The 13127-nt window shown below is 56.7% G+C and carries 12 protein-coding genes and 1 riboswitch; of the genes, 2 read left to right on the top strand and 10 right to left on the bottom strand.

The features are described 5' to 3' along the window. Positions 1-28: 28 nt before the first annotated feature. From thiQ to sgrR, 4 genes are all read right to left on the bottom strand, one after another. Positions 29-730 (bottom strand): thiamine ABC transporter ATP-binding protein ThiQ, encoded by a 702-nt coding sequence (thiQ, locus tag N037_RS17965; protein ID WP_032642583.1) that lies wholly within the window; start codon positions 728-730, stop codon positions 29-31. Next, complete coding sequence (gene thiP, locus N037_RS17960; protein WP_032642581.1) at positions 714-2324, bottom strand: thiamine/thiamine pyrophosphate ABC transporter permease ThiP; 1611 nt, start codon at positions 2322-2324, stop codon at positions 714-716. Before thiP ends, thiQ begins: the two co-directional genes overlap by 17 nt. Beyond that, a complete protein-coding gene (gene thiB / locus N037_RS17955; RefSeq protein WP_032642579.1) occupies positions 2300-3283 on the bottom strand; it encodes a thiamine ABC transporter substrate binding subunit in 984 nt (327 codons plus the stop codon). Before thiB ends, thiP begins: the two co-directional genes overlap by 25 nt. Before the next feature lie 31 nt (positions 3284-3314). After that, positions 3315-3415, bottom strand: a riboswitch (TPP riboswitch). A 36-nt stretch (positions 3416-3451) separates the two neighbouring features. Then, on the bottom strand, positions 3452-5107 hold the full coding sequence (gene sgrR / locus N037_RS17950) for an HTH-type transcriptional regulator SgrR (protein ID WP_032642576.1): 1656 nt from the start codon (positions 5105-5107) through the stop codon (positions 3452-3454). An 88-nt stretch (positions 5108-5195) separates the two neighbouring features. Here sgrR and sgrT point away from each other — a divergent pair, with 88 nt between their 5' ends. Next, positions 5196-5348, top strand: a complete 153-nt coding sequence (gene sgrT / locus N037_RS24290) for a glucose uptake inhibitor SgrT (protein ID WP_023334488.1) — start codon at positions 5196-5198, stop codon at positions 5346-5348. A gap of 120 nt (positions 5349-5468) precedes the next feature. Further along, positions 5469-6647: a sugar efflux transporter gene (locus N037_RS17945; protein ID WP_032642574.1), complete on the top strand. Its 1179-nt coding sequence runs from the start codon at positions 5469-5471 to the stop codon at positions 6645-6647. Between the two features lie 48 nt (positions 6648-6695). Here N037_RS17945 and N037_RS17940 read toward each other — a convergent pair whose 3' ends face one another. From N037_RS17940 to leuA, 6 genes are all read right to left on the bottom strand, one after another. After that, a complete protein-coding gene (locus tag N037_RS17940) occupies positions 6696-7277 on the bottom strand; it encodes a cytochrome b/b6 domain-containing protein (RefSeq protein WP_032642572.1) in 582 nt (193 codons plus the stop codon). A gap of 106 nt (positions 7278-7383) precedes the next feature. Next, positions 7384-8274, bottom strand: a complete 891-nt coding sequence (locus N037_RS17935) for a cation diffusion facilitator family transporter (RefSeq protein ID WP_032642571.1) — start codon at positions 8272-8274, stop codon at positions 7384-7386. A gap of 162 nt (positions 8275-8436) precedes the next feature. Beyond that, positions 8437-9042: a 3-isopropylmalate dehydratase small subunit gene (leuD, locus tag N037_RS17930; protein WP_032642569.1), complete on the bottom strand. Its 606-nt coding sequence runs from the start codon at positions 9040-9042 to the stop codon at positions 8437-8439. A 10-nt stretch (positions 9043-9052) separates the two neighbouring features. Further along, positions 9053-10453 carry a 3-isopropylmalate dehydratase large subunit gene (leuC, locus tag N037_RS17925; protein ID WP_032642567.1) on the bottom strand — a complete coding sequence of 467 codons (1401 nt, stop codon included), beginning with the start codon at positions 10451-10453 and terminating at the stop codon, positions 9053-9055. A gap of 2 nt (positions 10454-10455) precedes the next feature. Next, on the bottom strand, positions 10456-11547 hold the full coding sequence (leuB, locus tag N037_RS17920) for a 3-isopropylmalate dehydrogenase (RefSeq protein ID WP_023310385.1): 1092 nt from the start codon (positions 11545-11547) through the stop codon (positions 10456-10458). Continuing rightward, entirely contained in the window at positions 11547-13118 is a 1572-nt protein-coding gene (gene leuA, locus N037_RS17915; protein WP_023334495.1) for a 2-isopropylmalate synthase, read from the bottom strand. Before leuA ends, leuB begins: the two co-directional genes overlap by 1 nt. Between the last annotated feature and the right edge of the window lie 9 nt (positions 13119-13127).

Below are 13127 nucleotides of genomic sequence, written 5' to 3'. Positions count from 1 at the left end.
CCAGTGGGAGAGGGGCAGGGTGAGGGCATCAGACCGCACGAATGCCCAACAGTGAAGACGCCCCCGCTTTACCGCTCAGCAGTTCTTCTGTTTTCCCATCCCACAAAATACGTCCTTCGGCAATCACCACCGATCGCGGCGCGATGCGGGCGGCATCTTCGATACTGTGCGACACCATCAGCATCGTCAGCTGCTGGCGCTGACAGACGTCCTGCACCAGCGCCAGCATCTCCTGGCGCAGTGCGGGATCGAGCGCCGAGAACGGCTCATCCAGCAGCAGGATCGGCTGCTCGCGTACCAGACAACGTGCCAGCGCCACGCGCTGACGCTGGCCGCCGGAAAGCTCGCCCGGCAGCCTGTCAATGAATTCGGTGATCCCCATCTGGGCGGCAATGATCTCCAGCTTCTGGCGCTGGGCATCGTTCAGCCTGAGTCCCGGATGCATTCCCAGCGCGATGTTTTGCCGCACCGTCAGGTGGGTAAACAGGTTGTTTTCCTGAAACAGCATTGAGACAGGACGTTTTGCGGGCGGCGTGTGGGTATGATCGTGATTGTTAATGACGATCGCGCCGCTTGCCGGCTGCAGAAAACCGGCAATCAAATTAAGCAGCGTGCTTTTTCCCGCGCCGCTTGGGCCAAGTACGGCGATCATCTCTCCCTGACGCACGGAGAGCGTGAAGCGCATCGGCAGATGCTGGTAAAGCCAGGTTACATCAGTCAGTTTTAACATCACGCCCCGGAAGTTTTTCGATAACGGTAAATAAGGCAAAGCACAGCAGCAGCAGTAACAGCGCGGTGACCGCACCGTCCTGACTGCGATAAGAGCCGATCTGCTGATAGAGCCAGTATGGCAGCGTGCGGAAATCGTCATTGCCAAAGAGCGCCACCACGCCAAAATCGCCAATCGACAGCACGCAGGCAAACGCCAGCGCCTGCGCCAGCGGACGTTTCAGCGCGCGGAGTTCGACCACCTTCAGCCGCTGCCAGCCCTGCATGCCCAGCGACTGGCACAGCAAACCGTAGCGGCTGTTGACGTCGCGCATCGGGTTTTCCAGCACTTTGAGCGCGTAGGGGATGGCCATCAGGGCGTTAGTGAAAATCACGATGCCGTCGGCCCTTTCCGGCAGGCCAATGGTGCTGTTGAACAGTAAAAAGAAGCCCGTCGCCAGCACGATTCCCGGCATCGCCAGGATCAGCATGCCCGTCAGCTCCAGCGCGTGTCCGGCTTTACGGGCATGTCGCGCGTACAGCTCGCGGCTGCTCCAGAGCAACATCATGGTCAGCGTCACGCACAGTAGCCCGGCTGCCAGCGCAATGCGCAACGAGGTCCATGTGGCTTGCCACAGGACCGGCTGTTGCAGTACCGACACCACATTCCTGTTGAGGCCATCGGCGATCACGGCCAGCAGCGGCGGCAGCAGAAGCAGGAGCGCCAGCGCGATCAGCATCACGTCCGAGATGCGGCTGTGCAGGCTGTCCTGCGGATCGCGCCAGCCAGAAAGATTATTGCTTCCTGCGGGGATCGCTTTGCTCAGCCGCTGGCTGAGTAACACCAGCGCCAGACAGCACACCATCTGCACCATCGCCAGCAGCGCGGCGCGACCGGGATCGTAGTCGTAACTTAGCGCCTGGTAAATCGCCAGCTCAATGGTGGTAGCCTGCGGCCCGCCGCCGAGCGACAGCACGGTGGCAAAGCTGGCAAAACAGAGCATAAAGATTAATGCCGCCACGGGGGGAAGCTGGCGGCGCAGCCACGGCCATTCGACAAAGCGGAAGAATGACCAGCCGCGCATGCCGAGCTGGGCGGCAACCTGACGCTGTTCGCCGGGAATATTTTCCAGCGCCTGCAAAAAGAGGCGCGTTGCCATCGGCATATTGAAAAAGACGTGCGCCAGCAGAATGCCCTGCAGGCCGTAAGGCGAGAATGACCATTCCAGACCAAGCAGGCCGAATAGCGAGGCCAGCCAGCCCTGGCGACCGTAAACGCTCAGAATACCAAATACCGCCACCAGCACGGGCAGGATCAGCGTCATGGCGCACAGCCGCAGCAGGGCAAGCCTGCCGGGGAAACGCCGCCGATACAGGGCGCGCGCCAGAAAAATGGCCGGGATCGCCGACAGCAGGGCAGAAAGCGACGCCTGCCAGAAGGAGAACCGGATAACGTGCCAGAGGTAGCCGTCGTGCCAGAGGGCGAGCAGGTCACTCTCTGGCGCGTTGAACCACAGTGCAAGAAAAGCCCCCAGGCTGACCACCACCATCACTATGGCGGCGAGCAGCCCGGGAAGTAACCAGCCGGGAATCAGCGGCTGACGGCGCGTTGCCATTCACTTACCCATGCTGCACGCTGCGCGGCGACCTGCTGCGGCGTAAACTCCAGCGAGGCTGTTGGTTTGGTCAACTGCTCGAAACCTGCGGGCAGGGTAACGTTAGTGACCGGATACATCCAGTTGCCTGCGGGAATCGCATTCTGGAACGCCGGTGAAACCATAAACTTCAGGAACTTCTCGGCCAGCTCCGGCTGTTTGCTGGCGGCGGTACGCGCGGCGACTTCCACCTGCAGATAGTGTCCTTCACCAAAATTAGCGGCGGCGTAGTTATCTTTCTTCTCGGCGATAATGTGGTAGGCCGGAGAGGTGGTGTAGCTCAGCACCAGGTCGCTTTCACCTTTCAGGAACAGGCCATAGGCTTCGCTCCAGCCCTTGGTGACGGTGACGGTTTTGGCGGCCAGCTTCTGCCACGCTTCCGGCGCTTTATCCCCGTAGACCTTTTGCATCCACAGCAGCAGGCCCAGGCCAGGCGTACTGGTACGCGGGTCTTCATAAATCACGCGCCATTTCTGATCGCTTTCGACCAGCTCTTTCAGGCTCTTCGGCGGGTTTTTCAGCTTATTTTTGTCGTAAACAAAAGCAAAGTAGCCGTAATCGAACGGCACAAAGGTGTCGTTTTTCCAGCCGCCCGGCACGTTAACGGCATCTGCCGCGACGCCGCTTTTGGCAAACAGTTTGGTTTGCGAGGCGGCGTCCAGCAGGTTGTTATCCAGCCCGAGCACCACGTCGGCCTTGCTGTTTTTCCCTTCCATGCGCAGACGGTTGAGCAGCGACACGCCATCTTCCAGCGCCACGAACTTCAGCTCGCAGTTACAGTCCGCTTCAAAGGCTTTTTTAACCACCGGGCCAGGGCCCCAGTCGGCAGAGAAAGAGTCATAGGTGTAGACCGTCAGGACGGGCTTGGCAAAAGCAGGCAGCGCAAACAGCGCCAGCAGGGGAAGAACTTTTTTTAACACTTTGCACCTCAAAGTTGAGTGGCAAAGGATTTTGAGCAACAGCCTCAAATCCCTTCGCCGGCGTTATCCGGATCAGGTTCGACGGGTATTATCTCAGCGCACATCTGTGATGCAGCACCCCGTTGAGAACGGCGCTATTGTAATGATTTGGTGAATATTACGAAAGCGTTATGGCTCCGGCGGCGCAAACCAGGCGGATTTAAAATCAAACCAGCCCAGGGTATTCATCCGCAGGCCGCGCATGCTGCGCTGGCCCTGGATCATCAGCCAGTGGTGGATCAACGGGACGATCGCCTGCTCGGCCAGCAGCTGCTGGCACCACGCTGCAAGATTCATATCTCCCGCACGCCACTGGGCGGCGTCCTGCTGCCAGTCACGGTCGATGCAGTGCTGGATGAGAGGCACTTCATACAGATGCGAGAAAAGGGAAAAATCGAGCGGCAGGGTAAAGTTGGCGCTGTTGAGCCAGATATCACTGGCGATCTCCCCCTGATGCCATTCGTCATAGTCCACTTCCCTGATCTCCAGCCTGACCCCCTCGGCTGCCAGCAGTCGGGTCATGATTCTGGCGATAAAACGATGCTCTACGTGCTCGCGGTAGTAGGTCAGGGTGATGGACTCCAGCCCTGCGGGTTTGTCGCATTGCACCGGGCGGGCGTGGTGCCAGCGCGGAAGCAGGCCGTACGCCGGGAACCAGTATGTCTGGTACTGCTCTTCCGCATGGTAAATCAGATTGGAAGGGGACAAAACGTGGCTGATCCACTTGCGGACGGCCTGGTTTGCCCCACGGTGGGTGCGGCGGTCAAAGAGGAGATAGTAACAGCCCTCCTCCAGGCGGCTCTCCACGGCCTTTTCTCCGGTGGTGGGGCCTTCAAGCGTCAGCCCGCAGCTCAGGTCTTCATTGAGATCCGGTAATACCCATACGTTCACTTCGTCGATCAGCGCCCGATAGCCAAAGTAGTCATCGAACGCGCGGATTTTCAGCTGGTTGCTGTTATTGCGGGAGACGGAGTAGGGCCCGGTGCCAATTGGCAGGCTGGCAAAATTGTTCAATGTTTCCCACTCGCCGGGCAGAATCATCGACGGCACGTAGCCCAGCAGCCAAGGAAGCCACTTATCCTGCTGCGACAGCTCAATATCCAGCGTCCAGGCCGTGGGGGAGTGGACGCGGGAGATATGCGAGTAGAGCGGGAGCTTGCGGGCTCGCTCCAGAGACGCGATGACGTCGTGCATTTCCAGCTCGCGGCCGTGGTGAAAGTGGATGCCGGGGCGTAAAAAAAAGCGCCAGTGAAGCGGGGAAACCTGCTGCCAGTGGTGCGCGATATCCGCCTCCAGTTCCCCATTTTCCTCATTTATCCGCGTCAGGCCGCTGAAGATTTGCCGGGCCATGTGGGTTTCAGAGCGGCGTAAGGCCGTGCCGGGCAAAAGATTTTTCATCGGACGGTAGTAGAGCACCCGCAGAATGTGTCGGCCCTGACGAAAGCTGCGTCCGAGATGGGAAACCAGCATCTGGCGCACGGCGGCCTTGTCACCCACCAGCTGTACCAGCTGATCGATGCGGTCCTGCTCAAGCAGGTCTTCCGCGCGCTGCTGCTGCAACGCCAGCCCGGTATAGAGAAAGGTCAGCCGCGAACGTTTGCCGCGTCCCGCCTCCGCTTCCCAGCTTAACCAGCCCTGTTGCTGCATGGTGTTGAGCAGCGTGCGCATATGGCGGCGGGAGCAGCTAAGCAGGTCAGCCAGCTCGTTGAGCGTGGTCTCCTGCGATTGCCCCTCGCAGCACTGCCAGAGGCGGATAAACTGTTGTTGCAGACGACCGGAAGGCATAAAAGGGGAACTCCTGACAAAAAACCAGCAATTTATTTATCCCTATATTAGGCCAATAATTCTCCTCGATGAAGCGAGGAGGTAAATTATGAAGAGGTCTACCGCACGTCAGTTTTATCAGCAGTACTTTTCAGCGACGAAGGGATCGTCCTGGCTGGCCCGCCGGTGTGCCGAGCAACGGCTGAAAACGTTAGAAGAATTGATGCAGTGGGACGTTACAACACCGACCTCTTCCCGCTAACTCGCCTCGATCATGTGTGACTGAGTATTGGTGCTAATCACCCGCCAGCAAAATGTTTTTGCTGGCTTTTTTCGTTTATTCTTTCACCCAATTTCGATTCGCTTTCACAAGGACTTGCGCATGCTGTGGTTGATGACGATGGGGCGACGCCTGAACGGCGTGTATGCCGCTTTTATGCTGGTGGCCTTTATGATGGGCGTGGCGGGGGCGCTGCAGGCGCCGACGCTGAGCCTGTTTCTCAGCCGCGAGGTGGGGGCACAGCCGTTTTGGGTCGGCCTGTTTTATACCGTCAACGCGATTGCGGGGATCCTGGTCAGCCTCGCGCTGGCGAAACGATCGGATAGCCAGGGCGATCGTCGTAAGCTGATCCTCTTTTGCTGCGCCATGGCCGTGGGTAACGCGCTGCTCTTTGCCTTCAACCGCCACTACCTGACGCTGATTACCTGCGGCGTACTGCTGGCGTCGCTGGCGAACACCGCCATGCCGCAGCTGTTCGCGCTGGCCCGTGAATATGCGGATAACTCGGCGCGTGAAGTGGTGATGTTCAGCTCGGTGATGCGTGCCCAGCTTTCGCTGGCGTGGGTCATTGGCCCACCGCTGGCCTTCATGCTGGCGTTGAACTACGGCTTTACCACCATGTTTTCCATTGCCGCCGGGATTTTTGTCATCAGCCTGGTATTGATTGCCTTTGCGCTGCCGTCCATGGCGCGCGTCGAACAGGCGACGGATAAACCTGTCACCCAGGTGAGCGGCTGGCAGGACAAAAACGTCCGCATGCTGTTTATTGCCTCCACGCTGATGTGGACCTGCAACACCATGTACATCATCGATATGCCGCTGTGGATCAGCAGCGATCTGGGTTTACCGGACAAACTCGCGGGGATCTTAATGGGAACTGCCGCCGGGCTGGAAATTCCGGCAATGATTCTGGCGGGTTACTACGTTAAGCGCTTTGGAAAGCGCAGGATGATGATCGTCGCCGTGGCGGCCGGGGTGCTGTTCTACGCGGGGCTGATCCTTTTCCATTCGCGAGAAGCGTTGCTGGCTCTTCAGCTGTTTAACGCCGTGTTTATTGGGATTGTTGCCGGGATCGGCATGCTCTGGTTTCAGGATCTCATGCCCGGTCGTGCAGGTTCGGCGACCACGCTTTTTACCAACAGTATTTCAACCGGAGTGATTCTGGCTGGCGTGATTCAGGGGGCGCTGGCGCAAAGCTATGGGCATGCGTCTGTCTACTGGATGATTGCGGCGCTATCCGTCGTGACGCTCCTGCTGACCTGCCGCGTAAAAGACGTGTGATTGGATGAGTGAAACGGAGCCCGGGAACGCCGGGCTCTGCGAACTGTTTTATTCTGAATACTGATATTTACGCTGTGCGCGTAGCGTCAGGTACATATGAACGAGGCCCATGAAACCGTGTGCCCAGAAATATGTCTCGATAAAGACCGTCAGGAATTTATGCAAATCCAGGACGGATTCCGTGACGGACGAAACCGGCCCGAGCGTGGCGTTCAGCACGAACCAGGCCGCGCCGCAGAGTGCAACGCCCAGCAGCGCCAGCACGTCCAGACCTTGCACCGTTGCCGCCATGCCGCCGGCATGCGCGTCAGGAAGCTGACGCTGCGCGAGGGTGCGAATATCGTCAACAATTCCACGAAAATCCAGCGCCAGCCAGGCGAAGTAATACTTAAATCCGCGCTGGGTTAACATCCATGCCATCATGGCAATGCCACAAAAAATTAAACCAAATCCGGAGATAACATGGACCCAGGTGACAATTCCGTTTAACCCGGATTCGTGGAGGGCTTCACTTTCGGTGAAATTAGAATTGATAATCTGGGCCAGGACCAGTACGGCCACGAGAATGTGTAGTATGCGAAGAAAAGGCGTTTCTTTATGGGGAAGCGTATCGCGTAATGTTGGGTTCATCGCTTTTTACCTCAATAATGAGAGTGCTCATGCGATGCAGTGTGACGCAGATTAATTAACGAAACCTTAACGATCGCTTGCGTCACACTGTATTTATGCGTTCTGATTAGTGGGCTGGATCAATATGCGTCATCACGTTCAGTACATTGAATTTTTGCATTACATTGTTTCTGGCATTCACAGCAATCTGATGTCCTTCTTTTACGCTTAATTCGCCGTTCACTTCCAGATGGACATCGACAAGGGCTAAGTCGCCCATCTTGCGGGTTTTTAAATCATGGAGCCCGGTGACGCCCTCGGTTGCAAGAAGACACGTTTTGATGTCGTGCTCCAGTTCGGGCTCAAGCGAGCGGTCCATCAGGTCGTGCAGGGCATCGGCAGAGAATTTGTAACCCATATGGGCGATGAAAATCCCGACAATCAGGGCCGCAATCAGGTCCATCGCGTGAAAACCCACTAAATTCCCGGCAATGCCGATGGCGACGACCACTGACGAGGCTGCGTCAGAGCGGGCATGCCAGGCATTGGCTATCAGCAGCGAGGACTGAATACGTTTTCCCGTGGCAAACATGTATCTGAACAGGCTTTCCTTCACCACCAGCGCCAGTATTGCCACCCACAACGCGGCCCCGTTCACCAGCTGATGCGTCTCGGGGTGAAGCAGTTTATTCCCTGCGGACCAGAGCATCCCGACGCCAACAAGCAGCAGAATAGCGCCAATAATGAGCTTTGCACCGTTTTCGAAACGCAGATGACCGTAATGATGATCGATATCAGAAGCTTTCTGACTCTTTTTATTCGCAATCAAAACGACAAAGTCGGAGGATAAATCGGAAAGAGAATGAATCCCATCAGCAATTAAACCCTGCGAGCCGGAAAATATTCCTGCAAGTATCTGAAAGGCGGTGAGTAAACTATTTATTATCACGCTTACTAATGTGCATTTATGTATTTCCCGAGAACGGATATGAGACTCATTGCCATTTTTCTTTTCCATGATTATTTCCGCTGCCAGCTGATTGAGCGGTTATTCTGCGCAGGAAACATTAAATTGACATTAAATATAACGTCATTATTGGCTGGGTTTGGGACGTATTTACCGAAGGTGGCGGGTATCGGGATAAAATGCGGCCTGCAGAATGGACTGCAGGCCGGAGGATTATTTCATAAATGCAGGTTGCTTGTTTTCGTAAGTGGCAATCGCCGCGTCGTGCTGGAGAGTTAAACCAATGCTGTCCAGACCATTCAGCATGCAGTGACGGCGGAACGCATCAATGCTGAAGCTGTAAGTCTTATCCCCGGCTTTCACCACTTCCGCTTCCAGATCCACTTCAAACGAAATGCCCGGATTCGCCTTAACCAGCGCGAACAATTCATCGACCTGTTCATCGCTCAGCGTGACGGGCAGCAGCTGGTTGTTGAAGCTGTTGCCGTAAAAAATATCCGCGAAGCTTGGGGCAATGACCACCTTAAAGCCGTAGTCGGTGAGCGCCCACGGCGCGTGTTCACGAGATGAGCCGCAGCCAAAGTTTTCCCGCGCCAGCAAAATGGAGGCGCCTTTGTATTCCGGGAAGTTCAGAACGAATTCCGGATTAGGCACTTCGCCCTTATCGTCCAGGAAACGCCAGTCGTTAAACAGGTGTGCGCCGAAACCGGTACGCGTTACTTTCTGCAGAAATTGTTTCGGAATAATAGCGTCAGTATCGACGTTAGCGGCGTCCAGCGGGACAACCCGGCCCGTATGTTGGGTAAATTTCTCTGCCATGATTGTCTCCTTATTTCAGGCTGCGAATATCGGCGAAATGGCCGGTGACTGCCGCAGCGGCGGCCATTGCCGGGCTGACCAGATGGGTGCGCCCACCGCGGCCCTGACGGCCTTCAAAGTTACGGTTGCTGGTGGAGGCGCAGCGCTCACCCGGATTCAGGCGGTCGTTGTTCATGGCCAGACACATGGAGCAGCCAGGCAGGCGCCACTCGAAGCCCGCTTCGATAAAGATCTTATCCAGACCTTCGGCTTCCGCCTGGGCCTTCACCGGACCGGAGCCAGGTACCACCAGCGCCTGCACGCCCGGTGCCACTTTGCGGCCTTTGGCAATTTCGGCGGCGGCACGCAAATCTTCGATACGGGAGTTGGTGCAGGAACCAATAAAGACTTTATCAATGGCAACGTCGGTCAACGGCACGCCGGGCTTCAGCCCCATATAGGCCAGCGCTTTTTCCGCACTGGCGCGCTCGACCGGATCGGCGAAGGAGGCTGGATCGGGAATGGCGTCATTGACGGAAATCACCTGGCCCGGGTTGGTGCCCCAGGTCACCTGAGGCGCAATCTTTTCAGCCTGCAGCGTGACAACGGTATCAAACGTTGCGCCATCGTCGGTTTTCAGGGTTTTCCAGTACGCGACCGCGTCGTCAAAATTCTGACCTTTCGGCGCGTGCAGACGACCCTTCACGTAGTTAAAGGTGGTTTCGTCCGGGGCGACCAGACCGGCTTTTGCGCCCATCTCAATGGCCATATTGCACAGGGTCATGCGTCCCTCCATGCTCAGCGCCTGGATGGCTTCACCGCAGAATTCAACAACATGACCGGTGCCGCCCGCGCTGCCGGTTTTACCGATGATGGCCAGCACGATGTCTTTTGCGGTAATACCCGGTGCGGCTTTACCCTTCACTTCAATCTTCATGGTTTTGGCGCGGCCCTGTTTCAGGGTCTGCGTTGCCAGCACGTGTTCCACTTCGGACGTGCCGATACCGAACGCCAGGGCGCCAAACGCGCCGTGGGTCGCGGTATGGGAGTCTCCGCAGACGATGGTCATGCCCGGCAGGGTGATCCCTTGCTCAGGCCCCATCACGTGGACGATCCCCTGGTATGGATGGTTCAGGTCGTACAGCTCAACGCCAAATTCCTTGCAGTTCTTAATCAGCTCCTGCATCTGGATACGGGCCATCTCACCCGAAGCATTAATGTCTTTGGTCTGGGTGGATACGTTGTGATCCATCGTCGCGAAGGTTTTACCCGGCTGACGTACCGGGCGCTTGTGCGCGCGCAGGCCGTCAAATGCCTGAGGAGAGGTCACTTCGTGCACCAGATGACGGTCAATGTACAGCAGCGGGGTTTCGTTTGGTGCCTCGTAAACAACGTGCGCATCAAACAACTTTTCATATAACGTCTTAGCCATGATTACACCCCTTCAGCGACATAGCGGGCAATGATGTCGCCCATTTCATCGGTACTGACTGCCGCCGTGCCGCGTGCTAAATCGCCGGTACGGACGCCTTCTTCTAACGCCCGGTTAATGGCGTTTTCAATTGCGGTTGCCGCATCGCCTGCATCCAGGCTGTAGCGCAGCAGCAGGGCCAGGGAGAGGATCTGCGCAATCGGGTTGGCAATGTTTTTGCCTGCGATATCCGGCGCGGAGCCGCCTGCCGGCTCGTACAGGCCAAAGCCTTCTTCATTCAGGCTTGCGGAGGGCAGCATCCCCATGGAGCCGGTGATCATCGCGCACTCGTCAGAGAGGATATCGCCGAACAGGTTGGAGCACAGCAGCACGTCAAACTGGGACGGATCCTTAATCAGCTGCATGGTTGCGTTGTCGATGTACATGTGCGACAGCGCGACGTCCGGGTACTGCTTAGCCACTTCACTGACGATCTCGCGCCACAAAATGGAAGACTGCAGCACGTTCGCTTTATCAATGGAGGTTACTTTATGGCGGCGTTTGCGCGCCGACTCGAACGCGATGTGGGCGATACGTTCGATTTCGAAGCGGTGATACACCTCGGTGTCGAACGCTTTCTCGTGTTGTCCGCTGCCTTCGCGCCCTTTTGGCTGACCGAAATAGATCCCGCCGGTCAGTTCACGCACGCACAGAATGTCGAAACCGTTGGCGGCGATATCCGCGCGCAGCGGGCAGAACTCTTCCAGACCCTGATACAGCTTCGCCGGACGCAGGTTGCTGAACAGCTTGAAATGTTTACGCAGCGGCAGCAGCGCGCCGCGCTCTGGCTGCTCTGCTGGCGGCAGGTGTTCCCATTTCGGGCCACCGACGGAACCAAACAGCACGGCATCGGCATTTTCGCAGCCTTCCACGGTCGCTTTCGGCAGTGGCGTACCGTGGTTATCAATTGCAATACCGCCCACATCGTAGTGGCTGGTGGTGATTTTCATCGCAAAACGCGCGCGAACGGCTTCCAGTACTTTCAGCGCCTGTGCCATCACTTCCGGACCAATACCGTCGCCCGGTAACACAGCAATATGGTAATTCTTCGACATTACACGGTTTCCTTGTTGTTCTCTTTATTCTGAGCTTTGCGTTGCAACTCTTTTTCGACTTCGGCGGCGCGCCAGATGTTGTTCAGAACGTGCACCATCGCTTTCGCGGAGGATTCAACGATATCGGTCGCCAGGCCCACGCCATGGAAGCGACGGCCGTTGTAATTGACCACGATGTCCACTTGACCCAGTGCATCTTTACCGTGGCCCTTGGCCGTCAGGTCATACTTCACCAGCTCAACGTCGTACTCGGTGACGCGGTTAATCGCCTGGTAGATGGCATCAACAGGGCCATTACCGTTAGCGGCCTCTGCTTTAATTTCATCACCGCAGGCCAGTTTGACCGAGGCGGTGGCGATGTCGCTGGAGCCGGACTGCACGTTGAAGTAATCCAGACGGAAGTGCTCCGGTTCTTCCTGCTGCTTGTTAATAAAGGCCAGCGCTTCCAGGTCATAGTCGAACACCTGGCCTTTTTTGTCGGCCAGCTTCAGGAACGCGTCGTACAGCTGATCCATGTTGTAATCGCTGTCCTTATAGCCCATCTCTTCCATACGATGCTTAACCGCTGCACGGCCGGAACGGGAGGTCAGGTTCAACTGCACCTGATTCAGGCCGATGGATTCCGGGGTCATGATTTCGTAGTTTTCACGGTTCTTCAGCACGCCATCCTGGTGAATACCGGAGGAGTGTGCGAAGGCACCGGTACCGACAATCGCTTTGTTAGCCGGGATAGGCATGTTGCAAATCTGGCTGACGGTCTGGCTGGTGCGCCAGATTTCGTTGTGATTGATGCGGGTGTGCACGTCCATGATGTCTTTGCGCACTTTAATCGCCATGATCACTTCTTCCAGCGAGCAGTTGCCCGCGCGTTCGCCGATACCGTTCATCGCGCCTTCAACCTGACGCGCCCCGGCGTGGACGGCAGCGATGGCATTACCCACGGCCAGACCCAAATCATCGTGGGTGTGGACGGAGATAATTGCCTTATCAATATTTGGTACGCGGTCATACAGACCGGTGATGATGTTGGAGAACTCAAACGGCATGGTGTAGCCGACGGTGTCCGGGATGTTGATGGTTTTCGCGCCCGCGTTGATGGCGGCTTCTACGACGCGCGCCAGATCTTCGATTGGCGTACGGCCCGCATCTTCACAGGAGAATTCAACGTCATCGGTATAGTTGCGTGCGCGCTTAACCATGTAGACCGCGCGCTCAATCACCTCATCCAGCGTGCTGCGCAGCTTGGTTGCGATGTGCATAGGCGAGGTCGCAATAAAGGTGTGGATACGGAATGCTTCGGCCACTTTCAATGACTCGGCAGCAACGTCGATGTCTTTCTCTACGCAGCGCGCCAGGGCACATACGCGGCTGTTTTTAATCGTGCGAGCGATAGTCTGGACGGATTCGAAATCACCCGGAGACGAGACCGGGAAACCGACCTCCATCACGTCGACACCCATACGTTCGAGAGCCAGCGCGATCTGCAGTTTCTCTTTTACACTCAGGCTTGCCTGTAATGCCTGTTCACCGTCACGTAAAGTAGTATCGAAAATAATGACTTGCTGGCTCATGGGTTAGGT

Source organism: Enterobacter sp. EGD-HP1, assembly GCF_000733275.2.
GTDB lineage: Bacteria > Pseudomonadota > Gammaproteobacteria > Enterobacterales > Enterobacteriaceae > Enterobacter.
This window is presented reverse-complemented; position numbering and strand designations above follow the sequence as displayed.